The organism is Klebsiella sp. 18074 (assembly GCF_902705905.1).
GTDB classification, from domain to species: domain Bacteria; phylum Pseudomonadota; class Gammaproteobacteria; order Enterobacterales; family Enterobacteriaceae; genus Klebsiella; species Klebsiella terrigena.
In genome coordinates this window covers 60,809-85,632 of sequence record NZ_CACSIS010000013.1, presented here as the reverse complement: position 1 = coordinate 85,632, position 24,824 = coordinate 60,809, and the positions used below count along the sequence as shown (strand labels likewise).

Sequence of the window (24,824 nt, the reverse complement as noted above, 5' to 3'; positions counted from 1 at the left end):
GCTACGGGACGGGTCAGGGAAATTAAGGGGCAGTGACGGTAATTGCAGAGGTTGCGGTAAAGGTCCGCACTTTGCCGGTAATGGTCGCGGTACCAGCAGCATTGCGCGTGACCTGCGCCGTTTTCTGCCCGGTTGAAGTCACGGTGGCAATCGCCGGATCCGAAGACGTCCATTCAACTGTGTCGCTGGAGTCCGCTGGAGTTAACGTGGCAGTCAGGTTAACAGTTGAGCCAATCGCACCAGATGATGTGAGTGGTGCTACGCTGAGGGCCGTAGCGGCGACTTTCGGCGCTCGCGTAATCGTGGGCGGCGTATTGGCAGCCGTGATATCGAGTTGAACCTGGACAATGTCGGTGCTGCCGGCATCTGGCCAGTCGCCCGAAATCTGCACTTCCGGGAAGTCGAAGGTATAAGCTCCTTCAGCATTCTCCAGCGTGAAGCTGAAAGGCACCGTTTCACCGGTGAATGTTTTTTTGTAGACCTCCCAAGCTGCCTTTGACCATGAAAGCGTGACCTGCCCGGACGGCGTAAATGTGGTAGGAATATTTGCGCCGGCGAACGCCGAACCAGTACCGATACAACGCTGGGTCTGCATGTTGTTGTTGAACTGGAAATTGAACGAATCCACACAGAACCCGGTACCGCCGTCAACGCCATTCAGCCGGATATTCGTGACTTCCTTAAATGAGTATCGCAGCGCCCCGGCGGTATCCACTGGCGAGGTGAAATAGCTGGTATCGTCACCTTTCGTTTCCCAGTCCAGACCGGCAAACGTGATGGTCGCGGTGATATCCCCGTCGGCCGGGATTTCCATCTGGAAAGTACCGACCTGGCAACCGCGGGCTATCTGGGCGATCCCCACATCATCAGCATAAGTAGCCACCGAAAACGTGATGCGGCCATTGCCCATGGTCAGCACGTTGTTTGCCCACTCAGCACCAAAGCAGCTGGCAAGGAATTCATCATGCTGATTCCAGCGGAACCGCGTGCCGACATCACCTCCGACATCCACGGTACCGCGTGACACGCCCTGAGCCATGCGGTCGCCGCCGATTTCGTCGTTATCGTTAATGTTCTGTGTTGGCTTCACACCAAACGAGGTACGACGTAGCAGGCCCCATGATCCCACAGTTGGCGTAATGCCGGGGGTTGTCTCGCGAATTACCGCGGATACTACTTTTGCACCTGAGCTCACAGGAGCCTCCTGTTTTTTGTGCGCTACAGAGCGCGATAAGGGATTTGAAGATTCAGCTGTGACCAGCCATCTGTTTCTCCGGCGGGTACAGCTGAGACTGCGAAATAACTCAGCCTTCCGTCGTCCTGAAACTCGAAAAGCTCTGTTAACTGGTCTGCTGTTTCTGTAATCAGTAACGTTCCGGAGCCTACAGGGACGAACAGTTGGATTATGAGTACACCGGTCCTGTGAACGATCGGACCCGCCCCTATTTCGATTGCACCAGCTTGTCCTGGTATGTTGGTGAGACGGGCCCAGATGCTGCGACCGCTGGGATCGAATACCGGGCCATTGGGATAATCCACCGCATCAGAGGCAATAGCGGTCTGCGCCGCCATTCTGGAAATGACAGCTTGTCTGATTTCTGTGAGGGTCATTTGTAGGCCTGAATCACACCATTAAACGAGACGGCATAGACGCCTGTCGGCGCCTGCGTTGAGTGACCATTCTCCAGCGACACGGAATATGGGAGGTTTGACTGGATATAGAGCACCGAATAGGCTGGAGCCTGGTCAATGATGTTTTGGCCGTTAAGGAACGTCATCGTTCCCCGCGGATCCGGCTCAGTTGGCACTGAGTAATCCGGAGAACCAAGACTGACGAAATGCGAAGCCCTGAACGTACCTGCGCGGTATTCCGCCGGGCGCCGGATATCCATGCTGTCGTTAACGCGGACTTTCTTCCTTAACCGTCCGGTTTTCGTCAGGTTCGCAGGATCGGCATAGAGAGACTCATTCCAATCACCCACCGCTTTGTTGTACTGAACAGCTGTGGCATTGATAGCCCAGAGCTCAGGGTTACCGACGGGAGACCGTTGCACGATTTCGTTCAGCAACTGAATAGCGATCGTTCTCTGGCGAAGTTTGACATCCTCGGACACCAGCCCCGCGAATGCTGCCGGGTCAATATTCCAGCCTTTAGCCATATCACGCCCTCCGCAGTTGAATGGAGTACGCAGCTCCGGCAGAATCTGCGGCAGCCGTTATAACCTCGTAGCGCTGGAGCGCTCCAGTAATCGGATCCGGCGCAGTGATAAAGTGTCCGACTGCTGGCTTATCGGTCACCTCGTTAACCAAGGCGGTTAATTTCAGGTCACCATGCAGGATGTTAACGCCATCGATACGGCGGAGTTTGTAACGGGCCAGCACTCCACGCCCCGAGTAAGTCACCTGCGTTTCAGTGCCGGTTTCCGTCACCGGGTCCCAGGCACCCCGAACGGTATATGACCCAGTGAAATCCTTAACGGCATCCTGCAGGTCGGTATCGAATGCCGCGGCGACTTCGGTTTGCAGCTCGTCACGAATGCCCATTGCACCCACCAATACGCTGCTGAGGTTTAACGATCACTGTACCGTGGAGTTTGCGGGTATAAATTTCGCCATTGCGCTTAACCCGCAGCGGGAGCGGAGCAAACTCTACAACACCCTTTGCCTGGTTTGCGTAAACGACATGTCTGATCGGGTTTCCATTCACAAACACATCGCGGGGACCGAGCCCGTCGCCGGCATAGTGCACATCTGGATTTTGCATGTTATCCCCTTACCAGGCGCACCTGAGACTGATTAACGCCATATGGTTTGAGCATGGCCAGTGCAAGTTGCAAGTCGGTATCAAGCAATGCCGAGCTGTTGGTAGCTAGTTCTGCGAAGGTCTTCGAAACGCTGACATCATCGGCATCCACCGTCTTACTCAGCAACACACCAGAATCGGTTTTCTGCTGATAAAGGCCACCATTCGAGGCCGCTAGCGCTGCATAGGCGCCAGCCTGCTTAACATCGTCAGGAATGATGGTTTCGTGAGTTGCCTTATCGCATGGCAGTTTCAGGTTGAGTCCATTCATCCAGGTGTTAGCCATCAGCACAGATTTGGCTTTTTTGCTTTCATCCGTCCAGGTGGCGCCCAGAATCGAATCGACGACGTCTACGGTGATGAACGTAATCATGCTCACTCCGTTTCTTTCCAGCCGTGCGCCTTCCAGTTTTCCACTTCGTCAGGATGAACGTCTGCGGTGGTAGGCGCGCCGGGGAATGCCATGAAATTGGTAACCATCACCACCAGTTGCGGTGCCTGCGGTGCAGGAGTATTGGTATCAACCTGCGCGGTTGCCAGTTTTCCTGCAGCGCGTTCTGCGCGCTGTTCTTTGGTTAATCCAGCCATAATTACCCCAGAAAAAAGAAAGGGGCCGAAGCCCCATAATTGTTAACCAAGCAGCAGAACAGAATGCTCAGTTTTCACAGCTGCAACGCCCCAGGACAGACCAACTTCGTAACGCACCTGGCGGTACTGACGGTAGAGCGCAACCTGGTAAGTGATGCCGGATACCGGGTCGGTAACGTTCATTACGTCATCAGCAGTATCCCCGCCCTGCGGCATCGCCGGGGTACGAGCCGCCAGCAGGAACGCATTGCGGTCGAACGCCATATTTGCGGTGTAGGAACCACCAGCAGTAATGGCGGTATTATCGGCCAGATCCTGACGTAAGCCCGGAGCAGCCAGGGTGATGGTCGAGGCGGTCGCGGCAGCAACCAGGTATTTGTTGCTGTCGCCGTCAAACGTCACGATGTCACCGGCGCCAAAAGCACCAGTCCCGGTATCAATCGCAATCAGGATTTCGCCTTGAGCTTTTGCACCATTCACCAGATACCCGGCAGCCTGAGATGCGGCACGTTTCTTAACATGTGCAGATTCGTGGATGTTGAAGCCTTCCAGACGACCCACGATACCTTCACGCAGCAGCGCATCAGTGCCGGACTCGTTCACCTTGAACAGGACAGACTGTTTACCGCGGAGGTTAGCAATCGCAGAGGAACCAAGGACCATCTGCAAATCTGTAGTCGGTGAGCCGTTATCGGACAATACCTGGCGCGTATTTGCCGCATCCGACAAATCACCGGCAACCCCGAACGGAGCTGTACCAGCCGTACCGACAGCACGGGAAGAGGCGAAGTACAACGCAGCCAAATCAGCATCCATTTCATTCGCCAGCGCGCGAAACGCCTGTTTGAATTGATCCGCCAGAATGGTGTTGTAGGTGCCTGCCGGGCCGAGGGCCAGTTGTTCTTCACCGTTCCATTTGACCGGGGCCATTTTGGATTTGGTGATTTTGACATCGACGGAGCCTATCGTCTGATCGCCGTCATTCGGTGCCGTAGCACCCGGAGTGATATCAACAGTGGTTGCCGCTGGCGCAACCGGTGCGGTGACAGTTTGGTCCTTCGCCGCCGCATCAGCTTTTGCATTGCGGGATACGGCCGGGATAAAACCGACCTGCTCGCGAGATACGGTATCCAGAGCCGTAAAGATAGTCGGGATCAACCCGGTAAGCGTGTTAGCCATTTGTATGGATTCCTTGGAGATTAAAATTTAGGGTTGGTTGAGCTATCCAGCTCTGGCACCAGCCGCCATCCGACGACTGGCAAAAGAATTAATCGACGATGGTGATACCGTCTTTGAGGGTCAATTGCTGATCAGTCGGGCTCAGACTGGTGAACGCATCGCGCTTCATTGTTTTCTGCCCGAGTGCATGTTGGGACTGGCGAGAGCCGCCCCCCTGGTTTCCGCTGGCCTTCAGGATGTGATCTTTCTGAGGGTACTGTTCCACCAGGAACTCCAGCGCCTCATCAAAGGCCGCCAGTTCGCCCGGTTTAGAGCGGGAATAAATTTTGTTGCCGGAGCCGTCATAGGCAACGACTTTGCCATCCTCAACTTTGAAGGACTGACCAAAGCGCGCCTGGAGCATGTCGGCCGGGATAGCCACTTTATCTGTGATGAATTTTGAGCCAGAAAACCGGCCGCCGATCATTTCCTGATAGAGTTGTGATTCCAGCTTGTCGCCGCGCTGGTTCGCCTCATCAAGCTGAGACTGGAACGATTTGGTGATATCAGCTTTCACCTGGTCAACAGCACCTGCTTCGATCAGCTTTTTCTGGTCGATTTTGGTCATCATGTCCAGCGCTTCGAGCGCCTTCGTCGGGTCACCAATTTTGGCAAATTTAGCCAGATTGGCCTCAGCAGCTTCTTTGGCTTCACGATGAGATTTTGCTTCGCCATTCAGCGCGGAAATTTTCCCAACCGCCTGCACAGCATCAAAACCGACTTCCTGGCCGTCGTCGTGGACGTAGACGGGCAGACCGTTCGCGTCAATTTCGGCATACTGTTTGCCGTTTACTTCTGCTGTCTTCAGTTTCATGTTGATACCTTTTCGGGGTCATCCGACCGTTGCACCGCTCACCATCCGGATTGCGGCAATAAAAAGGCCACCCTAAGGCAGCCTGTGAATGAATATGATGATTAAATTCCGGCGTTCCTGAATGCCTGCTCGTCACGTTCCCGCAACTGGTCCAGCGTCAGCCATTCGCCTTTGTCGGTGTAGAACTCATCCGGCGACATGCCGCCATCACGAATCAACCGTGCGCGTGTTTCTCCGACAATCTGAGATTGTCGCGTGAACGACTGCCGGGAGAACCAGCCCTGATAATCGGTATCCGCAGGCACCTGACCATCCATGCTGGCACGGGAGCTATCTGATATTTGACCTACGGCAATACCGAGCTCGTCCGCCGATTTAAGGATGTACGTTTCGACGCTGCGACAGCAAAAGTGAATTTTCCCCGGTCCCTGCAGGTAGGGAATTTTGTGGCCGATGGGTTTACCATCCAGGGTGTATTTGAGGCGGTCACGAATCCGGCAATCTTTTGATGTCCGGCTATCCAAAGTGGACAGCCACTGCTTACCTTTCAGGATGTCGTCGTTGGCAGTCGCAAAGCTCTGCCTTGCCGTCGAAGCCAAGTGCCCTACTGCCGTTTTGGCAATACTCCCGGCATTTGTCCGGCTCATCTGCAACGCGCCGTCCTGATAACCACGGTTAGCGTGGCCGCGAACCTTGCGAGCTATCTGTTCCGTTGTATCACCCAGCAAGAACCCCTGCCGCACAGTGTTGCTGATGCGCGTCATGCGATCGGCTTCAAGGTTGTCCGCCCACTCAGACAGCAGGCGCCCCTGAAATGGCTGAGCCATCGCCGCCGCATACACAGCATCAGGAGAGATACCGACTAGTGGGTGAAGTGCCAGAACATCGTCAGGAATGGCAAACTGGAACAGACTTAACTGGAAACCAGCCTCATGCTTCGCAAGCTCCTGCAATTCAGCAGATAACCCGACGTACATCGCCTGTACAGCCTCATGATTCAACGCCCTGACACTGACAAGCAGCGATTCCAGACGAGAAACAGTAAAGCTATCTGCGTCGAGGGTATCCATGGCCACCAGCAACTGGGCAGTTAACTCAGCGTCGCTGTCGTTCAGTAATTTCATCATACGACTGGCAACGCCGGTGCTATATCGGCTTATCCAGATAGCATGCGCCAGTGATTCATCACTGAGCCGGTCATTAGCCGTTACCATTTCCACCGCCTGCATTATTCAGGCCGCTCGCCAGCGTGACCTGCTGATTCCTCAGTTCGTCGATCACCTCTTCAGGGTTTGCGTCAGGGTCGATAAATTTCAGTGCCTGAAGAACACGCACGGCATCAACCTGGCGGATGTCGCCCCCCTGGCGTAAGGACTGAACGGCTGTTGCCGCGGTTGCGTCAAAGGTTTGCGCCGAAACATCCAGTTCGGTGCGCACATCAACATTGCCGCCCTCTTTTTCACCCAGCCATTCAGCCATGATTTGCAGGATGTTATCGAGAGCATCCTCCAGTGAACTTGCCATCGTATACAGCGGCGAATTCTCCTGCATGCGCTCTTCGTTGGTCTGGTCAACGGATTTGGTTGAGGTGTTTTCGGCGCGTAACAGTTTTGCGCCGGCCTGACGCATCTGGTTTTCCAGGTCTTCCAGTGAGATCTTTCCGGCCTCAATGGCTGAGCCGGTATGTTCCACATACTCCAGCCCCTGGCGCTGGCGATCGTCGAAGCGGGTTGCAGTAGAAGAGCCGATCGTTAGCGTTTCGTTATCGGCCAGACCGTAAGCCACCAGCAGCGGCACACGCGCGACATGCAGGATGTTGTCTTGCTCGCTCTGGCTCTGCCAGTGCTTGATGTTCAGCAATGCCAGGTTCAGCAACGGCGGAGAGCCGCGCATAAATCCTGTTCGCTTCGTGTAGAGCGTCACCAGGGGAATATCATCACGGCTGGTTTCCCACTCCTCGTGAAGTTGCCACTGACTTTCGCCGTTATCCCCCTTGTTACGGCGGTAAATTTCGACTTTGCGGGGCATGATATGGCGAATTTGCTCCACCTTTGTCTGCCCGTAATCTTCGCCATCGACAACGATCACCTCTTTAATACGCAGGTCGGTCAGCACCACCTTCCCTTTGGCAACTTTCGACTTCCAGCCAATGACCTGCCGGGGGTTCAGCATCGTGGCGTATGGGCGGGAGCCTGCTGCTTTTTCGTCGGCCTTTGTTTTTACTGCCTCCGGGTCAACCTTCGGGAAATCCACCAGCGCATGCACCAGACCATACTGGAATCCGATACTGAAAAATTGCTGTGCCCAGACATCGATCCGGTTTCCTTCCATATCAATATCAGGCGCCAACTCCTGTATTGTTTCAGGCGTGTCTTCACTCAGAACCGTGGGCTCAGCAAATACCCGCCCAATATTCTGTTTAATGGCTTCTTCATAGGCAGGGAGCAAGGTTGCAACCGCTAATCGTTCTTTGTAGCTGTCAGGGTCTTCGTTAGGCCACTTAGGGAGATACGTCGCCCCCTGGCGCCGCATTTCGAGCGTGCCGCCCATCAACGCATCGTTGATATCCCACGCCTCTATCATGTCGTTGTAATCGAGATTGGGTGTTGAAATATCTGGCATGGTTTTACATCCGAAGTGGTGTTGATTTGCCTGTCGGTTTGATGATCGGGAACTGTTTCACGATGAAGTAGCCGCCGGCATCGTTGGGGTGATCGTTATCGGCCGATTTATCCGGCTCCCCGTTCTCGCCCCATACCTGCTGTTCGAGCGATTCCGTATAGACCGGACACCGCTTCACATTTACTTTGTAGCGACGCTCGCCATTGCCGTTACAGAACATGGCATTCATCGAATTGATACGGTCTTTTACCGGCGGGTTTGAATTGTTCACGATCACGTTGAAACCGGCCTGCTTAAGCTGGGCGATATCCGTAGTGCTGGCATGAGCTGATTTCCGAGAATCGCCAGAAGCGTCTGGGTAAATGTAGATTTCACGCACCTTTCGGTAGTCATGGCCGTCATACAGCCAGAACCGCTCTTTGATGATGCGAATGATGTCCGGGGTGTCATAAGCCTTGATGATTTCCGTTACTGCACAGGGAAGCCCGAGGCGGAGAACGTGAACAATGCCGGCCATTTTCCCCACGTTAAAATCCATACCGATATAAAGCGGCTCGCCGGGCTGCTCTTCTTCTTTGCAGTTATTCAACTTGCGGTCGAACTGGTGGTAAATCGTGCCGCTGGTCAGGTTGGTGAACAGGCCACGCAGGTACGCTTTAATTAGCTCCGGCGGATAAGACTCCATCAGGGATGGAATGTAGTCCGCCGGCAGGTTCTTTTCGTTGTCGAAGGTTGAGGCCTGAACCAGTCCATATAGCGTTGAGAGCGAAGGTTTATCGCGTACCGCTTTTTTGAACTGCTGATAGACGAACTTAAACCCTTCCGGTGTCGTGGTGACGTCTATTCCGTTTCTCAGACCGGGAACGTTGTAACGCATACGGGCAATAATTTTTCGCCAGGCTAACTGCGCCTTCTTGGCAGGCATCACATCCAGCTCATCAATCAGCGCGTTACCGATTTTAAAACCAACGATGGTTTGTGGCTTTTCCATCGAGCGGCAGATCGTTGTTCCGCGATACTGTCGCCCGGCATAGAAGTGAACCTCTTTGTTCCCCTCGTTGATTTTGACATTCAGCCCCCAGTCAAAGGCCACCTCTTCAACAGTGGGATAAAAGATGTCGCGGATCTGCGGATACGTCGGGGCAAAGTAGCCCTGGTTGATTTTAGGGTGTTCCCACATCCCCTTGCAGATACCGCCGCAGCCGACCCACGTCTTACCGGAACCAAACCCGGCCACGTAGGCTTTAAATTTGTGCTCCATTGCGAGGAATCGGGCCTGAGGGATGTTAAGCGTCGGTGCTATCGCCATCCTCTTCCCTCACTCTTGCATCCACGACGTTGATATTGATCGCTACCGGCGTTGGTTCGTCATCTTCAGGATCAGCTGCGAGCTCTTTCCGTAATTTCTCTACTTCCAGTTGCCGGCGCTCGATTTCAATTTGCTGCAGGCACTGAGCAAATTCACTGTCAGCCAGGCCGAGGCGCTTCATCACTGCCTCGTACATTCGTTCGCGGCTGATGGCGGTTATCTCTACGCCATTTTTCCCGAGCTTCACGCCGGAATAGGCAAGCGCAGCATCCGGTGCCAGTTTGCGCGTATCAGCGAAGAACGGCTGGCCAATGCCGTCGCCATTGCAACGAGGGCATTCCGGGTTAGGTGCTCTGGTATGGTCATAACCGTAGCCGCCAATATCGAGAGGTTCGCGACGTTTGTGCTCTAGCGCTTCGAGTCGCTTCTCTTCGTACTCCACAGCATCACGCCATTGATACTGGTGACCGAAGCCCCAGCAGTAACGGCAACTCCCGCGGCGATATTGTGAAAGCTGGTTGGCATCGAAGGTGGCCAGGCGCCACATCTGCTCAAGCACTTCATCTGCGCTGCCCAGTGTGCGCACAATGGACGCTTTCTGCTGCTGCGCAATAGCCTGCGCAACTGAAGGTTTCTGAAGCAGTTGATAACCAATTTGCTCAGCAGTCTTTTTGCTGTACCCGGCGCGAATGGCGGCCTGCGTGGCGTTATTGTCCTTCAGGTATTCCGCGACAAATAATCGCTGCTGGGCAGTAAGACCGTCATCGTCCACCAGCTCTTCTGCGCATTTTTCTTTCTGCGCAGTGCGCAATTTCATCTGCGCAGGTTTTTGCGCAGTTTGCGCAGAACGTTTTTTGATGTATCTACGGGCGGTAGCGTAATTCAGTCCCTGCGCTTCACACCAATCCTTCGGTGATACGCCGGTTGCGGCATGATCGGACAGGAACCGTTGCTGAAGCTCGCCCCAGTCCGGTTTCGCCATGATGAATTCCTGTAGTTAAGGCCATTAAAAAGGCCACCCATGGGTGGCCTTTGTGATGACAATAAACATCATTTTTGAGGTAATGGCATCCATCGCAATACTTCAAATCTAGAGTGAGCCACAACGCCACTAAAACCGAAAATTGCTTGATTGGGCTCCCCGAACGCGTCGAAACAGCCAACAGCAATTCCTTTATCAGTATCAAGAATAACCATTTCAAATGGCATAGGTACTCGCTCTTCCACGTTAATCCATTCCATAAATGCCCCTGTACATGCCCGAATCACCCTAGATTATCACGGTCTTTTGAAGTCCAGCATCTATCGCGATCACATCGCATAAAACAAGCACTCCATTTGCTAAGAACGTTAATCATGCTTAATGTAATTGCTCAGCCCACTAGTGGTGGGACACTAGCGAATTCTTAATTAAGGGGGAAGGCTGATTACCTCTGGACAGGAAATGCTATGACACAAGATATAATTGATCTTCTGATTCGCAATGTTGAATCAGGCGGTGCATCCACCAGAGTAGCAGCACTTAAAGCATTAGGTGAAGGCGCACCAGCCACCAACGAAGTCATAACCTGCTTAAAGAAAGCTGCAGAAGAAGGCGGAAGTGATACTCGGTGTGCAGCCTTAACTGCATTAGGTCGGATCTTTAGAAAATAAAAAAACTACACATTATCGAAGCCCTTCCTATGAGGGGCTTCTGCAATGCCATCAGTTGCTCTATTCAGTATCAAACAACGCTAAAGCTTCCGTCGACTCCTGAACCGCTTTGATGGTCCTTGCCACCACTTCGGATTCAGTTGTCACACGACTGTACTGCTGGATAAAAAGCTGATATTTGAGCTGGCTGTCCTGAACGAACTCAATTGCCTCTTTTGCGGCCGCGGTGTCGTAGTTCAGGGTTGAAAGCAGGTTCAGGCGGATTTGTTCTGCAGATGTGATTTCTGACATGTTTACCTCTGTGCGATGTTTGGAGCATTATCGAAGACACTCGTTGAATGGCTCCTGTAATGCTTACTCGGCAGGGGAGATATCGATGAAGTACTCTTTCCCCTGCTCAAACTGTTCGAATGCTGCTGGGTTAGAGATGACCATCTACAACTGACCGCTGGGGGTATACTTCGACCAACTTTCGTTCTCAGTGCTGCCGGCAGTTACCGCGATCAGGTGGGCAACAGCGGTAGAGTTATCCTGTGATTTCTGGATGCTATTGCATTGAAATTTTGCACGTACGATCATGGTTTATCCTTAGGGCGTATATCGGGTGATTTATCCCTTGGTGGGTTAGTAATCATTGTCAGGGCGCGCTACAGCACGACACTCACACAGACATGTTTCCTGCAAGTAGTAGGGCTACAGACTGTACTCTTTATGCGAAATACTCATAAAATCTGATGATTAATGCGACTCTCACTAGAGGAAAGTTGAAATATGAGCGAGATGAAAAGCTATGAACGCGCTCCCGGACAAGGAATGGCCCTTTCCAATGCTATGGGGTGGTTTGATGTTGAACGCCACAAACGTTGGATAATGGCTTCTTTTGGTATGATGAAATTTAATCAATGGGCAATGATTACGGTTCAAGGATTAGGCGCCCTTGATGCAAGACTAATTAAAGATGATGAAGGAGTTGTTTCAACTGGGCACCCAAACAATCCCTTCCAAGATTTAGGTGACCATATTTTTATTTCTCAGCTTTGGGTTATGGGGACCTATGAATTAATACGGACAATGAGCCAAGATGCGCGTAAAGATGCCTCCCAGCTAAGGCCTTTCCTGTGTGAAATTAACACACTTAAAAATAAGATAAACAGACTTAGAATTCCATTAGCAAAAATGGAAGCGTCAGAGAGAAATCATAATGACAGTCCAATCGCGACACCCGGGTATAACATTAAAGATGGTATTTCATGGCAATTAAACTATGACTTTTGGATTACTAGAAAAGAACTATCCGATGAGACATTAACTTTACTAGAGTTAATATCAAAAAATTAAAATCATAATTCCAGCCAGTCAAACATACTGATATGTTAGAAAAAAAAGAAATTTTACTACCACAGGTGAGCCGTAAGTTAACCCTGTAAAAGATACCTTACAATCGAGGATGATATGCCTTGACTTAGTTAATTTTATTGAGTTGGCCAATGATTGTTTTTGCTCTTGGCCGGGTAGACATTTGGGCAGTTCGTCCGCACTAATTTGTTATGCGCAAGAATGTCGCGCTTCGTCTGCTTATCCAGCACATCGATATCGTGGTCGGTCAGGTAGATGATCCGAACCCAGTCGCAGGCGGTATCGATGACTTCAGGTTTTGCGGGTAAAGTTTTCGCGCAGCTCCCGATCAACATCGTCATCAGGCATATGGCTAACAGTCTGCTGTACATCGCTGGCCCCTTTCGTGACTTCCGCTTTGCGTTCTGCCGCTGCGACGTTGCCAGCTGCGTTCTCTTCGGTGCGTTGCAACTCGGCTTTGGCTTCGGCCTTACTAGTGCCGCGGGCGTGGCCAATACCGAACGCACCGGCAATAGCCCCCATAATTAGCACTGCCAACCCGGCGATTATTTCAAAGCTCATTGCGGAGGCCCCTTCAGTTCGTCGGCCTTATCTTTCAGTGCCGGTTGCCTTACGTATTGCGATAGCACCGCCAGCACCACCAGCGCGGGGCTAATCATCGCCACGATATTGGGCGGGAGGATGCCTTTAATGTCCGGCGGCAGCATCGCCCAGGCATGAAGAGCGGCATCCGGGAACGACTGCGCCCAAACGCCAATCAGCGCGCCGACGGCACCCAGCCTCACAGACCATGTTTTCAGCAACAGGCGGGCATGGCCAACAAACTCCAGCCGGGTATATTTGCGCAGCAGTAACAGGCCCAGCACAGCCACCAGCGCCAGCAGGAAGAAAATCAGCATCTTCATAGCACACGCTCCTTAACCCAGCCGTAGAGAAAGTCCTCATTCGCCTCGCGACCTTCAGCCAGTTCGAGGTACCTGGCACCCTGGCTGCAATTCAGTGCTCGAAGTAGCACCTGCTCCCCTTCTTTCCCACGGGCAGAAAGGTATCCCTTCAGAGCGGTGATAGTTCGCGGGCCAATAGCACCGTCCGGGATAAGGTCGGGATAAAGCTTCCCGCGCATATTCATTGCTGTCAGCCAGCGCTGAAAGAACTTGCTGGCGACGGTGGGCCCCATGTTTACACCTGTTTCGCAAAGCTCATCCGCCAACTGCGTAGACAAATTTGCAACCTGGTCGAAGCGAGGGCCTGACCAGTAATCATTAAGCAGGATTTGTTTTGCAGTTTCTCTGGGTAGGTTCCGCATGTCGCCGGTATAGCCATGCGAACGAGCGGTGGTCTGTGTGATCCCCCAGCGGGTCGGGCCGCCTTTATCCGACGGGTGATCGACATAACCGCCCTCTTTTCCGAGGATTCCCTCGATAATCTGATCTGCTGTCATGATTACGCCTTGTTATCGCCGCCACCGATACCAAATCGGCCGCCCAGATATTTCATTGCAAACGCCCTGATAGCGTCCACGCCTATGAATCCCACCCCGCCGCCAATGGCGATTGAGAGGGATTTTGGAAAGTCGAAGTATTCAAGCGCCGATGCGAATGTCAGCGTCAGCGCTCCACACAGAAGCCCTTCAAGAAGCATTTTTTTCCAGCCGCCGCCGCTATAAGCGATTCGAAGGCCCGCCATGACAACCGAGAGCAGCACAGCGCCCAACGGCGTATCTCCGCGCCACCAGCTCTGCAGCAACTCCAGCAAATCAGGCCAGTTACTCGGGTTATTGGGCATTTTCATAATCTCTCACCTCCGATTAGGGTTCGGGGTGCTGTGTGTTTGAAAGGGTCAGGCTTCACTGGCTGGATTAACAACAACACGCGTCGAGGATGATTCCCGTGAGCCTGAAATAGAAAAGCCCCAGCGAGTGCCGGGGCTCAAAAACAATCAATGTGCAGGTCTACCATAAACCAATACCTTTCAGAACAACTATCAGCGAAACAATTACTAATGCTATGCCGATGGATATCCCGAATCCAACAAGACTATTTAAAAATGGTTTTCTCATAACGCCACCGCCTTACCAGCATGGCATATGTTTGAACAGATAACGTTGTGATGCCGGGTGCCTCCCGGTGAGCCTTTGGACAACATCCGTGACTCGCGACTTACATTGACTAACGAACTTGCTGTTTACGCCCCTCCGCATAGAGGGATTCATCACTTAGGCATTCTATTATCGTTATCTCAATGCGAGCAACACAAACCCATGCATTTTTAAATATTTATAATTTGTGATATATTAATAAGTTAGGTCAAAAAAGGGATTTTTATGAAAATAATCATGTACGCCATCTTATTAAACGCTTCTGTCTTTCCAGCACTTGCGAACACCGCAATCGAATTATCCTGCCCGCAACGGCAGGATGTTACCATTTCACGGTTCAGTTACGGACTTTCAACCATGAAATGGGACGATCATTTTATTGTTGCTTCGGGTGTGAAAAAAGATGTGACAGATAACCAAATTCCTTTTCGGGTAACACATTTTGTTAACGGGGATGCTCTACTTTTTTTTCCAGATAATCAGAAATACATCCTCCTGTATGCAGATAAGGATAATGCAGACAGGTGCAAATTAATCCAAACGTCAACCTATCCAATAGCAACGTTACCGTACAACAAATCAAACTCCTGAGGCGTATGCTATCAAAAGTTCATTTCAGAAACGCTTTCTGATTACCAAAGGGTGGGTCAATCAGGAAACTTATCGAAGTAAACGGATTCTTTACCGATTAGACTACCCTATTTGCGGCGATATGACAGGGGTACTGATGAAATGCATCTCGTGCCCTCCCCTGTCGTATCGCAGGAAAACAAAAAGCCCCGCACAATGGCGAGGCTTTGGAGTTCTGATAGGACAAACGCAAATACGGCAACCTACACTAAATATATTGCTCATTTGTTCATTAAAATGCAAGCACGTTATTAGTGTTTTTTGCAATTTTCCTCACATTATCGCGATCAATGAAAGCATTTTGCAGAGGTTGATATAGGCAAAACAGTGCAGCATTGATTACCTGCTTAACTTCTCGCCGGATGGTTGAAATGCTTGGGTGCTTATACTGATTACCAGCACGCGTCTTCATCAGGCGTGGTTTGCTTACCGCATGCTGCCATGAGGCGATCCGTATCTCACTCGAGTTGCAAACGTAATAAGTGAAAATCACTTTCCACGCATTCTCATCTACATTTTTAAGGTAATGCCGAATAATGGCGTCAATAAGCATCCCGTCATCGTCGCTGCATACGGGGCGAGATGATGCCTGCGGTTCAACTGTCGCCATGAACTTGGCGATCATGTTTATCATCGCCTTGTCTATCTTTCCTGTCTGACACCATGCGCCCCAGAGCTGAAGCCACTGATCGATCCACTGGTGCTGTTCGTTGGTTAATTCCAGTTTCATGCTGTCTCTCCCAGGGTCTGATAGATGCGAACAAAGTTTTTCAGTATTCGGTAGTCGGTCATCACCGTTCCGCGGTGCCGGCAGAGGCGGAGCTTTTGCCGGCGCTCCCAGATGCGCTCGATTACGTCCTGGTTCATGCGGCCTCCCTTTGCTTGACGAGTGCGCGGCGTAACGCGCTGTAATGGCGTCTGATGCCTTCCAGCTCTTCGATGGTGTATCGGTGAGGGGTGTTGTTGTTTTCGAGCACTTCAACGCGCTCTGCGCCGATTTTGGCTACCAGATTGATGCGGCACTGCTGCTGGTTTCCGGATAGCTGCACGTTGCAGTGATGGCACTGTTTGTGAATGTTGTCTTCGTGGTAGCGAAGGTGTGATGCCTTACCGCGGGAACGGTAATGCCCGGCTTCCCATTGGACCGTCTCGAATGTTCCGCAGCTGATGCACGGCAGGTCAAAGTCGCGCTCGCGAATATAGTCATTAACGACGCGCTGGGTCATATCTTCCCAGTGCTTGAGAGGTTTCGCCGCAGCTTTGCGTTTCCGCCAGGCGGCGCGCTCTTTCTTCTCCTTGGCCTGGGTCTGCTTATCTCGTTTCTTCTCCAACTCCTGCATGGCAAACTCCGCCCCATGCTCAGGACAGCACCAGCGATGATTTTCGAATGCAGGAGTGAACTTAACCCGGCAGATTTTGCAGCGCCGTTGGGGTTTCTTGACCATCATCACCCCCACATCCGGTTACGCCAGCGGGAATCCGGGCGAGGTGGTTTATTGTCCTCCACCAGCTGCGCGCTGACGGTCCAGGTGAGAAGGTCCTGATTGAGGCTGCGCTCAACCTTCACGCCCTGCTGGCGATACTTCGCCATCAATTCGTCGGCCTGCTGCGTTGTGCAGTCGTTATGGTGAAACCACGAATATTTCATCGGCATCACCCCGCGAAGCTCAGAAGCTGGTTTGCGGCGTTCTCGACTTCCATCTGGCTGCCAAAAGAACGGGATAGGATCCAGCGCCAGAGAACATCCAACGACGCCTTGTACAATTCATGGAATTCGGTGTCGTCCATGCTGGAGAAAGAAATGCTACGGGGATGTTTTTTTAGCGTTCCGTCCGGCAGTTGTATGGCGTCATAATGCCCTGCCTCGACAATGACCCACGTCCGATAGGCGTCAAAAGATTTACAGATGCTGATGCTGCCGGCGCGTTTCTCGGCTACGCGATCGAGGTATTGTTCTGCGGCATCAAGAAGGGCTGATTCGTTACCGCCATAGGCGGCTAGAAAACTGGCGTAGCCATACACAAGCTTGCGCTCATTGGATGAGATCGCTCCGCCGGTAGGTTCCCAGTAGTCAAAGCCGAGATTGAGTAAAGCAAAGTAGCGGCGATGAAACGCCGGGTTGCGGACGAGTTTATAGTCGGCTTCCAGGACGGCGCCGAGCCTGCATTTTGATTGCAGAAATTCGCTGGTCTCCTGCGTTGCAGGGATCAGTATGCCTTGTGACTGCTTTATTAGGTGCAAATGCGCCATCGTGATTCTCCGGTGGCGCTGCAATACTCCGATGCCGTTGTTCAGGCGGCAAATTGATTATGGCAAGTTTATATATGCCGGGTCAATTATCCCAGCTTCAATAGACAATTCTACAAACTCTTCGATGGTAGCTAGAAATTGCTTTTCGCTGATCTTTTCAAGGACGATAACCTGGTCACCATTGCATTTTATTCGGTATTCGCCACCTTTTTTGATTATACGAATGGCCTCTTCAATATCCATCGCCCCTCCCCGAGCTACATTCAGACTAAAAAGATGTCTGGCAGCTGCATCTGAGGGAAACGCTGTATGCGATGCTCTGACAAAAATGCCTGCTACCAACTAAAGCCAATTCAGTAAAACCAGTCGTCGGCACTTTCCCACGTTTCCTGCAGAATCTCTTCTATCGTTTCTCTATCGCCATCAATACCACCCAAAACACTCAGACTATCAGCCCCGGAGCGACGTACTGATAATTTGCAGTCCTCATACTTCTGGCTGAACCGCCGCAGCAGTTCAGCTTCAAGGGCAGGCTCAGCACCATCTGGCAACACCTTCTTGCGGTCGATTGTGATTTCAATTCTCATAGTAACCTCGACATCGATATACTGTATAAATAAACAGTACACCCATGCCGATAAATGTTCAATATCTTAAGAGAACGAATTGTTAACTTTTCTATCAGTAGTTGCATAAAAAAACCCGCCGTAGCGGGTTGAATTGACAAGGTTTATTTTTTGTTACGGCCGGACGTATCGAAGTAGTACGCGTCACTGGCTCGTGGTATCTGGAGCCTTGATCCACATTTGTAGCGCACTCACATTCCGTAAAATGTAAGAGAGTAAAGTCCGCTCCTGGCACACAGCAGACAAACACGTGACGCTGTAGGTCTCCTGAGAGCGAGGAGCGGAAGTAGCTTATCGTGTGGCAATGATCACCCTACAGGGAAGCAAACCAGCAAAGGGATCTTATGCTGTGAGCTGTAGTTGGCTTTGGTAGATAAAGTACCAGTATGATCTTGGTTTTTTTAGTTGCATCAGTTGGTTCAGCTAGTTTAAATTGCTTTTAGAATCAAAAGCCCGTGATAAAAAATGAGACACTATCAAGTGTTTCTCAAATGACTTACATGAATAATTAATGGAATCGTTATGAATTCTTTCTGAACTGTTGACTGAAGCATGAAAACCGATGAAAAGGAATGAAAATGGCAAATAACTTATTAGTAGTTGACACACAAAGTGTCACAACTGTAGTGGACCAATTTAATACGTCACTTGCTGTCTACCTAACAAGTCTAGACTTGCCCACAAATAATGTTCTCGTAGAGAATTCAGAACGTCACAGAGTTATTTCAAATCTTCCCGATGTCATAAGTAACATGACGGCACAAACCCGGTCTGGGTCATTATATTTATCGAAATTCGTCGCAGCATGCGGCGCTGGTCTTTTTGATGCTGCTCTGAATTTTCTGTGGAATGAGACTGTAACCAATTTGAGATGGAAGGTTTCATTAAATGATATTGATTATTTTTATGACAGCATAATAACCGATCCTAAAAGACGAGATAAATTAAAATCCATTGATGATCTTGTAAAGGTTGAGGAGTGGGAATTAATTAGGGGATGTCACCTAACAGGTCTGCTTTCAGATTTAGGTTTTAAACACTTAGATTACATTAGGGATATGCGAAATTGGGCAAGCGCAGCACACCCTAACCAGAATCAGCTAAGTGGTTTTCAATTAGTTTCCTGGTTAGAAACATGTATAAAAGAAGTGATATCAAAGCAACCTGAACCTGCAGCCTTAAATGTAAATCGCTTTCTGTTAAGCATCAAACAAGAGTCTTTAGATACGACTGCCATAGCCCATATCAAAACAGGCTTACAAACTCTACCTTTAGATGCTCTAAATTCTCTCCTGCGAACTATATTTGGAATGTATACAAATGATTCTGCATCGGTGCAAATTAAAAACAATATTAAAGGCATTGCAAATGATTGTTGGACCTTAGCATCTGATAGTGCGAAATATAACTGCGGCATTAAATACCAGTCATTTGCTACTAATGGCGAGAACTCTCGGCGTGATGCAGCAAACGAATTTTTGACTATTGTTAGTGGGTTGCCATATTTGCCTGCAGATACACTATCAGTTGAAATGTCGATAAAGATATATAATCTATATCAAGCTCACAGCGGATGGAATAATTTTCATAGTGAACCGCCTCATGCTTCAGCTTTGGCTGCATATATATCCAGCACCGGAATTATACCTGATGCAGTAAGAAAGGATTACGTCAAAACCATAATTATGTGTAAATTGGGCAATGGATACGGCGTTTCAAATGGGGCTGTATATTATTACGATCAGATGATTGCTAAGTTTGGTGACAACGAATTAAAAGAGTTTGTAAGACTTGTCTTGGATAGTGAATTTGCATCCAGAGTTTCTATAGCTAGATGTGCTGAGAGTTATAAAAATCTAGCTGCAACATTTACTTCTACTAATCAAGTTGTAATTCAAGCTCTGGGTTACATCGCAACAGCAACACTGCCTCAACTCCCTAATCTTGGAAAAGTTTCTGCTTATCAACGTTTGGTTAATTCATAGAGAAAAGCATAACAGTTAGGTAACGTACTTTTTTCAGCCGCCAACCCTGCCTTAGAGTGAGCGGCTGGATGCGTTTACTCATTTTCTAACACTACGAGTGAATCCGGCTCGATGATAAGAAGAGAGATCTGAACGGCTATTTTTAGATATCGTTCAGCTTCATCTTTTGTGAGTTCGAAATCTTTCAAATGACTCGCTTCATTTCGTAGTTTTCTCATCCTATCGACCAATATAGCGGTTGATTTATCAATTTTACCTTCTCTTACTAACCATTCAATAAATAATAAAGGATTGATTCGTGGAATAGATGCTCCTTGGACAAAGCCTGCTTTTCCTGCCGCTTCTTCAATTAGTAACCATGACTCCATAATTGCGGCCCTAGGCGATACATCCGCAATGCGCTCTAACTGCGACATACGTTTAGAAAACTCGATGCCTTCCTCATGTAGATTTTTTGATGCTTCAACCATGGGAGCTCCATTAGCTAACTCTTCCGCGGCTTTTAACCCTAAAGTAAATTCAGCTTCCGCATTTCCAAATTTTACTTTAGATAGCCGGAGAATTAGCTCTTTAACATCATTACCATATTTCTGAACAAACCATACAAAAGCTAATGGCCAAGCTAAAGCTGATACTAAATCTGCAACAGTAGACATCATTCCCCCTCATGTCCTCGATCTTTTCTTAAGCAGATTATACATTTTTGAAATAGATGAACAGGAGTTTAAGTAATCATTGAGGACTAACCTTAAGCATTTAATAGCAATATGTAAAACGTCCGCTCCTGGCACAGACCTGCCTGTGAAAAAATCCAGGGACTGCGTTGAACGGGGTGCTGACGTTATTCTCCCGTTGACTTAATTGACTGCGCCAATTCAGGACTCCGTTTGGGAAACGGAAAATATTGTACGTTATGATGGTTTTCTGTACTGACTGATTTCAATCAGGCGAAAAGGTCAATACTTTCCTTCAACCAGCTTTCTATTGTTTCGCCAAATATTTCCGCATCAATGCATTTTGTAGTGTCACGCCACGACGGACAGGAAAACCCCGTTCCACTACTTGAAAGCCTTGCCGTAGAAAGAACTCTTCCGCAGCCTTACTCACATTTGAAGTAAGTTCAGCAATTCCAAGTTGTCTAGCTTCTTCATGAATGCAATTCATCAGTAGCGTCCCTACTCCCTGTCTCGGGTAGGTTCCTGAGACAAAGAAATGGTCAATGTACCCATTCGGCTGAACATCTGCATATCCAGCTATTTCCCCATCCACTTCAACAACAAAGGGGCGCAGCTCCTTCATGTAATTGGCCCATTGTTCCGGGTCGATATCTGGTGGAGCCCAGGCCTCTATTTGTTCATGTGTGTAGTAGTGTGATGCGATGGTATGTACAGAAGATAAAAAGACCCTGAATAACGCAATTTCATCCCCATTAGTGAACCTTCTGATTTTCATAAAACCTCGTTAGTCGTAACGCGTTCTGCCTGCCGGGAAAGGGTCTGGATGCTACATACTTGAGAGCAACTATAGCCTGTGGCATCTGCTATTTCCCGGATGTTCAGTTTTTTAACCTGTCGGTAGGACAGCACTTTCTGGTGCCTAATGGTTTTAACAGCAAGCGATCTGTTTTTAGTCTGAGTATCTGCATACGTTCATCTCCTTACTCAGAAGGAGTACGGTTTTATCGTAGTTACTCAGGCACCACTCATGCTTTTTGATAACCGCCGGTGGGATTTTCTCTATATCTTTGACGGTACCAAATCCCATTGACCCGTAAAAACCTTCAAGCTCAGCAAAAGGTAAACAGTAAAGAACTGACAGACCTGAGTTCTTAATTAGGAAATCTACCACCTTACGGGCGATCCCCAGACCCTCATTGCCGGGAAAAACATAAATTCCCCCAAGCTCGCCGCTTTCTGTATCGATTTTTACAACTCTACCTTGACCAACAATATTATCGCCATCAGTCGCCAATACGATTAGTTCCCCTGCAAGTGACGGAACAAAATCAATCTCAGCATAGCGCTCGTTAACGATGACGAGATCAGCGTTGGTGGCGATTCTTAAAGAAATTTGCATCATTCTCCCTACATCTCTTTATCTGTATTTTTCAGTTTTTGATTTTCAACCATAATATTTGGTGTAAATATCAAACAATAACGGTCAAGAAACATATTAGATATAGCCTAAATGTTTGAATATTTTCTGATAGATTTCACGCACCACCTTGCTTTTATTTTCGTGATATTGTTGAATATCTAAGCTACAACCTTTAATTGCATCTAATTTAACTTCAGCATATAGCTGACAGTCCTTCTTTGACTGTCGCAACCAATCTCGAAAAAGCACATGTCGGATTGTTTCAGGAGTGTCTTGAGTGAAAACATGAAGGTTAACTCTGGGATTATCGTAATGAAAAAGACGATGTCCATGGAAGCGAGGCTCACGCACAATTAGTTTATACCCAAGACTCTCAAGTGCTAATACATAAGTTTTTTCATCTGTAGCATCAGCAACTGTCAAATCAATATCAATAACGGGTTTGGCAGCCAGACCAGGTACCGCCGTAGAACCTATATGATCAATTCTTAGTAAATTCGAACCTAATTTATTTTTAATAGTGGATGCTAACGATGAATATATTTCCGGCCACAGGGGATCATAAGCAACGACTGCAACATTCTCAATCGGCGGTACGCCATTAACAAAATAACTATCCTGAGGATCAATGACATAATGCTGCATTATTTCTTTTGGGCTAACCATAAACCAACACCTATCGACCTTACAAATTATGAACAATAGCGTACAGGAGATGGGTTTGGATGTCTCTCAAACGTCCGCTCCTGGCAAAAATGGCCAGTGAGACGATTCAGGAGCTGCTTTGAACGAGATGTCGGCTGGCCGTGCCAATTCAGATTACTCGATTGTAAGAAGCGTATTAATGTCATTAGACATTATTGCCGTGAGGTGTTTAGTTATCTTTTCTACAGACCATTCCCACCACGCTAATTTTTCCAGTTCGATTACTATTTCATCTGGAAATCGTGATTTAATCACTTTTGCAGGGTTTCCACCGACAATGGTATAAGCAGGCACGTCGGTGGTAACAACAGCCTGGGAGGAAATAATCGCGCCGTTGCCGATCTTCACGCCAGGCATGATCAGCGCTTTGTAACCTATCCAGACATCATTTCCGATTATCGTATCGCCTTTGTACGGCAAATCTTCGGGCTTTGGCATCGCCTTTTCCCATCCATTTCCGAAAATATAAAATGGAAACGTAGAGAAGCCTGATAACTTGTGGTTCGCACCGTTCATAATGAACTGGACACCTTTTGCTATAGCGCAAAATTTACCGATAACCAGTCTGTCACCGATGAAAGGGAAGTGATACAGAACATTCCGCTCAAAATTCTCAGAGTCTTCTGGGTCGTCGTAATAGGTGAAATCGCCAATGATAATGTTTGGATTCGTCACTGTATTTTTGATGAAACAAACCTGAGGAAACCCTTCCATTGGATGCTTGTTCAGTGGATCCGGACCTTGCATACGCTCTCCGACGTAATTGTTTTATTGGCTTCAGATTAACATACATAAAGGGGCAAGCTAATCAGGCTATTACAAAGGTGCTTTTCAGAACCCCAGTAACGTCCGCTCCTGGCACAGGGCTGCTATTGCAGCCCTGACAACCTTAGACTTCAATCGATTCAGAGATCTCTAACGCATCATCGACTTCAATGCCCAGATAACGGACTGTGCTTTCCAGTTTCCTATGGCCCAACAGAAGTTGGATCACCCTGAGATTCTTAGTTTTCTTGTAGATAAGGTAAGGTTTTGTTCTTCTCATGGAATGTGTGCTGTAAAGCGAATCGTCGAGACCAAGCTTTGCTACCCACCCATGAAAAATCCGGTTGTATTGCCGGGTTGATATGTGCTGGTTAGTACCGACCCGGGATCGAAACAAGAAGTCATTACTATGTAAATTACCAATATTTATCAATGCAGTAACAGCTTCTCTTGTCCCTTTGGTTATCTCAAATTGGACAGGGCTACCGGTTTTCTGCTGCAACACCGTTGCCCTGCTTGAAACAGAGTTACCATATGCAACATCAGATACTTTAAGTTTTACCAGATCGCAGCCTCGTAGCTTACTGTCCAGGGCCATATTGAACAGAGCCAAATCGCGCGTCTTACCTTCCAGTTCAAGCCTGATTCGGATCCCCCAGATATGAGATATCTGAAGTGGTCTTTTTTGGCCTACGATACGGCCTTTGTTCCATGATGAAGTGTTCATACTCAAATCTCCTGCAATATGGGAGATTTGAGTATGGTTGTCCCTTATGAGCGAAGAGCTGACGCCCCTGTTGAAAGATGAAGATGAATTTTATAAGGATTTCTTCATAAATATCCGGCTTGTACCTTCCGGCTCGCAGCCAATACGCCCAAATTCCTCCCAACCGTGTTTTTTGTAAAAATCAGGAGCCTGAAAGCTTATCGTATACAAAAATGCAGCTGTGCAGCCCCTTCTCCGCCCTTCATCCTCGAAACGGTTGAGGATATCTGTACCAAGCCCCATTCTCCGCAGCTCCGGTGGAAGATAGAAAAGATCTATAAAAAGGAGACCCAGTGACGAACGTCCTTGCATTCCTCCAAGTACTTCACCAGTTTTAGTTGATTTTATTAATACAGATAATGGTTTACGGTCACTTATTCCCGTCATTAAATCGTTGAAATGATTGAGCCCTTCTTCAATAGGTAATGATTGTTCCGCATCAGTGTTTTCACAAATCTCAAAACTTATCTCTTCAACCGAGCCATTCATTTCAAAAGTCCTATTTGCTGGATAAATAACTGTTTAAATTTACAGTTGTA

The 24,824-nt window shown here is 48.9% G+C and carries 38 protein-coding genes; 4 read left to right on the top strand and 34 right to left on the bottom strand.

The window, feature by feature from the left end:
• Positions 1-22: 22 nt before the first annotated feature.
• From GVK32_RS14525 to GVK32_RS14460, 14 genes are all read right to left on the bottom strand, one after another.
• A complete protein-coding gene (locus GVK32_RS14525; RefSeq protein ID WP_159870857.1) occupies positions 23-1,195 on the bottom strand; it encodes a phage tail tube protein in 1,173 nt (390 codons plus the stop codon).
• Positions 1,196-1,218: 23 nt separating this feature from the next.
• Positions 1,219-1,611: a phage tail terminator-like protein gene (locus GVK32_RS14520; protein WP_159870854.1), complete on the bottom strand. Its 393-nt coding sequence runs from the start codon at positions 1,609-1,611 to the stop codon at positions 1,219-1,221.
• Positions 1,608-2,159: a hypothetical protein gene (locus tag GVK32_RS14515; RefSeq protein ID WP_159870851.1), complete on the bottom strand. Its 552-nt coding sequence runs from the start codon at positions 2,157-2,159 to the stop codon at positions 1,608-1,610. Before GVK32_RS14515 ends, GVK32_RS14520 begins: the two co-directional genes overlap by 4 nt.
• A gap of 1 nt (position 2,160) precedes the next feature.
• Complete coding sequence (locus GVK32_RS14510) at positions 2,161-2,544, bottom strand: glutamate 5-kinase (protein WP_159870848.1); 384 nt, start codon at positions 2,542-2,544, stop codon at positions 2,161-2,163.
• Positions 2,531-2,764, bottom strand: coding sequence for a hypothetical protein (locus tag GVK32_RS14505; RefSeq protein ID WP_130951624.1), 234 nt, complete (start codon positions 2,762-2,764; stop codon positions 2,531-2,533). The genes GVK32_RS14510 and GVK32_RS14505 overlap by 14 nt, the downstream gene beginning before the upstream one ends.
• Position 2,765: 1 nt before the next feature.
• Positions 2,766-3,176, bottom strand: a complete 411-nt coding sequence (locus GVK32_RS14500; protein WP_159870845.1) for a protein singed — start codon at positions 3,174-3,176, stop codon at positions 2,766-2,768.
• 2 nt (positions 3,177-3,178) lie between these two features.
• Positions 3,179-3,391, bottom strand: a complete 213-nt coding sequence (locus GVK32_RS14495; RefSeq protein ID WP_159870842.1) for a hypothetical protein — start codon at positions 3,389-3,391, stop codon at positions 3,179-3,181.
• Between the two features lie 42 nt (positions 3,392-3,433).
• On the bottom strand, positions 3,434-4,570 hold the full coding sequence (locus GVK32_RS14490) for a P22 phage major capsid protein family protein (protein ID WP_159870839.1): 1,137 nt from the start codon (positions 4,568-4,570) through the stop codon (positions 3,434-3,436).
• A gap of 88 nt (positions 4,571-4,658) precedes the next feature.
• Complete coding sequence (locus GVK32_RS14485; protein ID WP_159870837.1) at positions 4,659-5,423, bottom strand: DUF6651 domain-containing protein; 765 nt, start codon at positions 5,421-5,423, stop codon at positions 4,659-4,661.
• A 101-nt stretch (positions 5,424-5,524) separates the two neighbouring features.
• On the bottom strand, positions 5,525-6,637 hold the full coding sequence (locus GVK32_RS14480) for a phage minor head protein (protein WP_159870835.1): 1,113 nt from the start codon (positions 6,635-6,637) through the stop codon (positions 5,525-5,527).
• Entirely contained in the window at positions 6,624-8,045 is a 1,422-nt protein-coding gene (locus GVK32_RS14475; RefSeq protein WP_154145324.1) for a DUF4055 domain-containing protein, read from the bottom strand. The genes GVK32_RS14480 and GVK32_RS14475 overlap by 14 nt, the downstream gene beginning before the upstream one ends.
• A gap of 4 nt (positions 8,046-8,049) precedes the next feature.
• Positions 8,050-9,354 (bottom strand): terminase large subunit domain-containing protein, encoded by a 1,305-nt coding sequence (locus GVK32_RS14470; protein ID WP_154145325.1) that lies wholly within the window; start codon positions 9,352-9,354, stop codon positions 8,050-8,052.
• On the bottom strand, positions 9,332-10,336 hold the full coding sequence (locus GVK32_RS14465; RefSeq protein ID WP_159870832.1) for a terminase small subunit: 1,005 nt from the start codon (positions 10,334-10,336) through the stop codon (positions 9,332-9,334). The genes GVK32_RS14470 and GVK32_RS14465 overlap by 23 nt, the downstream gene beginning before the upstream one ends.
• 68 nt (positions 10,337-10,404) lie before the next feature.
• The gene (locus GVK32_RS14460; protein WP_159870829.1) at positions 10,405-10,596 is read right to left on the bottom strand and encodes a hypothetical protein; all 192 of its coding nucleotides are present in this window, start codon (positions 10,594-10,596) and stop codon (positions 10,405-10,407) included.
• A 207-nt stretch (positions 10,597-10,803) separates the two neighbouring features.
• Between GVK32_RS14460 and GVK32_RS14455 the strand changes: the two genes are divergently transcribed.
• Positions 10,804-11,007 (top strand): hypothetical protein, encoded by a 204-nt coding sequence (locus GVK32_RS14455; RefSeq protein ID WP_159870826.1) that lies wholly within the window; start codon positions 10,804-10,806, stop codon positions 11,005-11,007.
• Positions 11,008-11,067: 60 nt separating this feature from the next.
• Here the strand turns inward: GVK32_RS14455 and GVK32_RS14450 are convergent, their stop codons facing one another.
• Entirely contained in the window at positions 11,068-11,298 is a 231-nt protein-coding gene (locus GVK32_RS14450) for a DUF2560 family protein (protein ID WP_159870823.1), read from the bottom strand.
• A 480-nt stretch (positions 11,299-11,778) separates the two neighbouring features.
• On the opposite strand from GVK32_RS14450, the gene GVK32_RS14445 reads away from it, so the two are divergent.
• Positions 11,779-12,345, top strand: coding sequence for a hypothetical protein (locus GVK32_RS14445; protein ID WP_159870820.1), 567 nt, complete (start codon positions 11,779-11,781; stop codon positions 12,343-12,345).
• A gap of 134 nt (positions 12,346-12,479) precedes the next feature.
• Here GVK32_RS14445 and GVK32_RS29150 read toward each other — a convergent pair whose 3' ends face one another.
• Genes GVK32_RS29150 through GVK32_RS14425 form a run of 5 tightly spaced genes read right to left on the bottom strand, consistent with a single transcriptional unit; the run spans position 12,480 to position 14,154 of the window.
• The gene (locus GVK32_RS29150; protein ID WP_227697871.1) at positions 12,480-12,698 is read right to left on the bottom strand and encodes a hypothetical protein; all 219 of its coding nucleotides are present in this window, start codon (positions 12,696-12,698) and stop codon (positions 12,480-12,482) included.
• Complete coding sequence (locus GVK32_RS14440; protein ID WP_159870817.1) at positions 12,655-12,924, bottom strand: hypothetical protein; 270 nt, start codon at positions 12,922-12,924, stop codon at positions 12,655-12,657. The genes GVK32_RS29150 and GVK32_RS14440 overlap by 44 nt, the downstream gene beginning before the upstream one ends.
• Positions 12,921-13,268, bottom strand: a complete 348-nt coding sequence (locus GVK32_RS14435) for a hypothetical protein (RefSeq protein ID WP_159870814.1) — start codon at positions 13,266-13,268, stop codon at positions 12,921-12,923. Before GVK32_RS14435 ends, GVK32_RS14440 begins: the two co-directional genes overlap by 4 nt.
• Positions 13,265-13,804 carry a glycoside hydrolase family 108 protein gene (locus tag GVK32_RS14430; RefSeq protein ID WP_159870811.1) on the bottom strand — a complete coding sequence of 180 codons (540 nt, stop codon included), beginning with the start codon at positions 13,802-13,804 and terminating at the stop codon, positions 13,265-13,267. The genes GVK32_RS14435 and GVK32_RS14430 overlap by 4 nt, the downstream gene beginning before the upstream one ends.
• A gap of 2 nt (positions 13,805-13,806) precedes the next feature.
• Entirely contained in the window at positions 13,807-14,154 is a 348-nt protein-coding gene (locus GVK32_RS14425; protein WP_159870808.1) for a phage holin, lambda family, read from the bottom strand.
• Between the two features lie 532 nt (positions 14,155-14,686).
• On the opposite strand from GVK32_RS14425, the gene GVK32_RS29145 reads away from it, so the two are divergent.
• Positions 14,687-15,052, top strand: coding sequence for a hypothetical protein (locus tag GVK32_RS29145; RefSeq protein ID WP_227697868.1), 366 nt, complete (start codon positions 14,687-14,689; stop codon positions 15,050-15,052).
• 271 nt (positions 15,053-15,323) lie between these two features.
• Here GVK32_RS29145 and GVK32_RS14415 read toward each other — a convergent pair whose 3' ends face one another.
• The 7 genes from GVK32_RS14415 to GVK32_RS14385 form a co-directional block, all read right to left on the bottom strand.
• The gene (locus GVK32_RS14415) at positions 15,324-15,821 is read right to left on the bottom strand and encodes an antiterminator Q family protein (RefSeq protein WP_159870805.1); all 498 of its coding nucleotides are present in this window, start codon (positions 15,819-15,821) and stop codon (positions 15,324-15,326) included.
• The gene (locus GVK32_RS14410; RefSeq protein WP_159870802.1) at positions 15,818-15,958 is read right to left on the bottom strand and encodes a YlcG family protein; all 141 of its coding nucleotides are present in this window, start codon (positions 15,956-15,958) and stop codon (positions 15,818-15,820) included. Before GVK32_RS14410 ends, GVK32_RS14415 begins: the two co-directional genes overlap by 4 nt.
• A complete protein-coding gene (locus GVK32_RS14405) occupies positions 15,955-16,536 on the bottom strand; it encodes a recombination protein NinG (RefSeq protein ID WP_159871018.1) in 582 nt (193 codons plus the stop codon). The genes GVK32_RS14410 and GVK32_RS14405 overlap by 4 nt, the downstream gene beginning before the upstream one ends.
• 2 nt (positions 16,537-16,538) lie before the next feature.
• Positions 16,539-16,745 carry a hypothetical protein gene (locus tag GVK32_RS14400; RefSeq protein WP_159870799.1) on the bottom strand — a complete coding sequence of 69 codons (207 nt, stop codon included), beginning with the start codon at positions 16,743-16,745 and terminating at the stop codon, positions 16,539-16,541.
• Positions 16,745-17,341, bottom strand: coding sequence for a DUF1367 family protein (locus GVK32_RS14395; protein ID WP_159870796.1), 597 nt, complete (start codon positions 17,339-17,341; stop codon positions 16,745-16,747). The genes GVK32_RS14400 and GVK32_RS14395 overlap by 1 nt, the downstream gene beginning before the upstream one ends.
• A 57-nt stretch (positions 17,342-17,398) precedes the next feature.
• Positions 17,399-17,584, bottom strand: a complete 186-nt coding sequence (locus tag GVK32_RS14390; protein WP_115192523.1) for a hypothetical protein — start codon at positions 17,582-17,584, stop codon at positions 17,399-17,401.
• 110 nt (positions 17,585-17,694) lie between these two features.
• On the bottom strand, positions 17,695-17,928 hold the full coding sequence (locus GVK32_RS14385; RefSeq protein ID WP_115192522.1) for a DinI-like family protein: 234 nt from the start codon (positions 17,926-17,928) through the stop codon (positions 17,695-17,697).
• 617 nt (positions 17,929-18,545) lie between these two features.
• Between GVK32_RS14385 and GVK32_RS14380 the strand changes: the two genes are divergently transcribed.
• Positions 18,546-19,952, top strand: coding sequence for a hypothetical protein (locus GVK32_RS14380; RefSeq protein ID WP_159870793.1), 1,407 nt, complete (start codon positions 18,546-18,548; stop codon positions 19,950-19,952).
• Positions 19,953-20,026: 74 nt separating this feature from the next.
• Here the strand turns inward: GVK32_RS14380 and GVK32_RS14375 are convergent, their stop codons facing one another.
• From GVK32_RS14375 to GVK32_RS14345, 7 genes are all read right to left on the bottom strand, one after another.
• Positions 20,027-20,608 (bottom strand): DUF4145 domain-containing protein, encoded by a 582-nt coding sequence (locus GVK32_RS14375; protein WP_159870790.1) that lies wholly within the window; start codon positions 20,606-20,608, stop codon positions 20,027-20,029.
• Between the two features lie 325 nt (positions 20,609-20,933).
• A complete protein-coding gene (locus GVK32_RS14370; protein ID WP_159870787.1) occupies positions 20,934-21,404 on the bottom strand; it encodes a GNAT family N-acetyltransferase in 471 nt (156 codons plus the stop codon).
• A 174-nt stretch (positions 21,405-21,578) separates the two neighbouring features.
• Positions 21,579-22,031, bottom strand: a complete 453-nt coding sequence (locus GVK32_RS14365) for a GNAT family N-acetyltransferase (protein WP_200842881.1) — start codon at positions 22,029-22,031, stop codon at positions 21,579-21,581.
• A gap of 93 nt (positions 22,032-22,124) precedes the next feature.
• Entirely contained in the window at positions 22,125-22,715 is a 591-nt protein-coding gene (locus GVK32_RS14360; protein WP_159870781.1) for a GrpB family protein, read from the bottom strand.
• Positions 22,716-22,868: 153 nt separating this feature from the next.
• Positions 22,869-23,501: a Vat family streptogramin A O-acetyltransferase gene (locus GVK32_RS14355; RefSeq protein ID WP_159870778.1), complete on the bottom strand. Its 633-nt coding sequence runs from the start codon at positions 23,499-23,501 to the stop codon at positions 22,869-22,871.
• 142 nt (positions 23,502-23,643) lie between these two features.
• Positions 23,644-24,246 (bottom strand): site-specific integrase, encoded by a 603-nt coding sequence (locus GVK32_RS14350; RefSeq protein WP_159870775.1) that lies wholly within the window; start codon positions 24,244-24,246, stop codon positions 23,644-23,646.
• A 90-nt stretch (positions 24,247-24,336) separates the two neighbouring features.
• Entirely contained in the window at positions 24,337-24,774 is a 438-nt protein-coding gene (locus GVK32_RS14345) for an N-acetyltransferase (protein ID WP_159870772.1), read from the bottom strand.
• Positions 24,775-24,824: the final 50 nt, after the last annotated feature.

Bases quoted from the DNA above. Each gene is read 5' to 3' on its own strand.
- GVK32_RS14520 (WP_159870854.1), bottom strand. From the start codon at position 1,611: ATGACCCTCACAGAAATCAGACAAGCTGTCATTTCCAGAATGGCGGCG.
- GVK32_RS14515 (WP_159870851.1), bottom strand. From the start codon at position 2,159: ATGGCTAAAGGCTGGAATATTGACCCGGCAGCATTCGCGGGGCTGGTG.
- GVK32_RS14510 (WP_159870848.1), bottom strand. From the start codon at position 2,544: ATGGGCATTCGTGACGAGCTGCAAACCGAAGTCGCCGCGGCATTCGAT.
- GVK32_RS14505 (WP_130951624.1), bottom strand. From the start codon at position 2,764: ATGCAAAATCCAGATGTGCACTATGCCGGCGACGGGCTCGGTCCCCGC.
- GVK32_RS14500 (WP_159870845.1), bottom strand. From the start codon at position 3,176: ATGATTACGTTCATCACCGTAGACGTCGTCGATTCGATTCTGGGCGCC.
- GVK32_RS14495 (WP_159870842.1), bottom strand. From the start codon at position 3,391: ATGGCTGGATTAACCAAAGAACAGCGCGCAGAACGCGCTGCAGGAAAA.
- GVK32_RS14490 (WP_159870839.1), bottom strand. From the start codon at position 4,570: ATGGCTAACACGCTTACCGGGTTGATCCCGACTATCTTTACGGCTCTG.
- GVK32_RS14485 (WP_159870837.1), bottom strand. From the start codon at position 5,423: ATGAAACTGAAGACAGCAGAAGTAAACGGCAAACAGTATGCCGAAATT.
- GVK32_RS14480 (WP_159870835.1), bottom strand. From the start codon at position 6,637: ATGGTAACGGCTAATGACCGGCTCAGTGATGAATCACTGGCGCATGCT.
- GVK32_RS14475 (WP_154145324.1), bottom strand. From the start codon at position 8,045: ATGCCAGATATTTCAACACCCAATCTCGATTACAACGACATGATAGAG.
- GVK32_RS14470 (WP_154145325.1), bottom strand. From the start codon at position 9,354: ATGGCGATAGCACCGACGCTTAACATCCCTCAGGCCCGATTCCTCGCA.
- GVK32_RS14465 (WP_159870832.1), bottom strand. From the start codon at position 10,336: ATGGCGAAACCGGACTGGGGCGAGCTTCAGCAACGGTTCCTGTCCGAT.
- GVK32_RS14460 (WP_159870829.1), bottom strand. From the start codon at position 10,596: ATGGAATGGATTAACGTGGAAGAGCGAGTACCTATGCCATTTGAAATG.
- GVK32_RS14455 (WP_159870826.1), top strand. From the start codon at position 10,804: ATGACACAAGATATAATTGATCTTCTGATTCGCAATGTTGAATCAGGC.
- GVK32_RS14450 (WP_159870823.1), bottom strand. From the start codon at position 11,298: ATGTCAGAAATCACATCTGCAGAACAAATCCGCCTGAACCTGCTTTCA.
- GVK32_RS14445 (WP_159870820.1), top strand. From the start codon at position 11,779: ATGAGCGAGATGAAAAGCTATGAACGCGCTCCCGGACAAGGAATGGCC.
- GVK32_RS29150 (WP_227697871.1), bottom strand. From the start codon at position 12,698: ATGTTGATCGGGAGCTGCGCGAAAACTTTACCCGCAAAACCTGAAGTC.
- GVK32_RS14440 (WP_159870817.1), bottom strand. From the start codon at position 12,924: ATGAGCTTTGAAATAATCGCCGGGTTGGCAGTGCTAATTATGGGGGCT.
- GVK32_RS14435 (WP_159870814.1), bottom strand. From the start codon at position 13,268: ATGAAGATGCTGATTTTCTTCCTGCTGGCGCTGGTGGCTGTGCTGGGC.
- GVK32_RS14430 (WP_159870811.1), bottom strand. From the start codon at position 13,804: ATGACAGCAGATCAGATTATCGAGGGAATCCTCGGAAAAGAGGGCGGT.
- GVK32_RS14425 (WP_159870808.1), bottom strand. From the start codon at position 14,154: ATGAAAATGCCCAATAACCCGAGTAACTGGCCTGATTTGCTGGAGTTG.
- GVK32_RS29145 (WP_227697868.1), top strand. From the start codon at position 14,687: ATGAAAATAATCATGTACGCCATCTTATTAAACGCTTCTGTCTTTCCA.
- GVK32_RS14415 (WP_159870805.1), bottom strand. From the start codon at position 15,821: ATGAAACTGGAATTAACCAACGAACAGCACCAGTGGATCGATCAGTGG.
- GVK32_RS14410 (WP_159870802.1), bottom strand. From the start codon at position 15,958: ATGAACCAGGACGTAATCGAGCGCATCTGGGAGCGCCGGCAAAAGCTC.
- GVK32_RS14405 (WP_159871018.1), bottom strand. From the start codon at position 16,536: ATGGTCAAGAAACCCCAACGGCGCTGCAAAATCTGCCGGGTTAAGTTC.
- GVK32_RS14400 (WP_159870799.1), bottom strand. From the start codon at position 16,745: ATGCCGATGAAATATTCGTGGTTTCACCATAACGACTGCACAACGCAG.
- GVK32_RS14395 (WP_159870796.1), bottom strand. From the start codon at position 17,341: ATGGCGCATTTGCACCTAATAAAGCAGTCACAAGGCATACTGATCCCT.
- GVK32_RS14390 (WP_115192523.1), bottom strand. From the start codon at position 17,584: ATGGATATTGAAGAGGCCATTCGTATAATCAAAAAAGGTGGCGAATAC.
- GVK32_RS14385 (WP_115192522.1), bottom strand. From the start codon at position 17,928: ATGAGAATTGAAATCACAATCGACCGCAAGAAGGTGTTGCCAGATGGT.
- GVK32_RS14380 (WP_159870793.1), top strand. From the start codon at position 18,546: ATGGCAAATAACTTATTAGTAGTTGACACACAAAGTGTCACAACTGTA.
- GVK32_RS14375 (WP_159870790.1), bottom strand. From the start codon at position 20,608: ATGTCTACTGTTGCAGATTTAGTATCAGCTTTAGCTTGGCCATTAGCT.
- GVK32_RS14370 (WP_159870787.1), bottom strand. From the start codon at position 21,404: ATGAAAATCAGAAGGTTCACTAATGGGGATGAAATTGCGTTATTCAGG.
- GVK32_RS14365 (WP_200842881.1), bottom strand. From the start codon at position 22,031: ATGATGCAAATTTCTTTAAGAATCGCCACCAACGCTGATCTCGTCATC.
- GVK32_RS14360 (WP_159870781.1), bottom strand. From the start codon at position 22,715: ATGGTTAGCCCAAAAGAAATAATGCAGCATTATGTCATTGATCCTCAG.
- GVK32_RS14355 (WP_159870778.1), bottom strand. From the start codon at position 23,501: ATGCAAGGTCCGGATCCACTGAACAAGCATCCAATGGAAGGGTTTCCT.
- GVK32_RS14350 (WP_159870775.1), bottom strand. From the start codon at position 24,246: ATGAACACTTCATCATGGAACAAAGGCCGTATCGTAGGCCAAAAAAGA.
- GVK32_RS14345 (WP_159870772.1), bottom strand. From the start codon at position 24,774: ATGAATGGCTCGGTTGAAGAGATAAGTTTTGAGATTTGTGAAAACACT.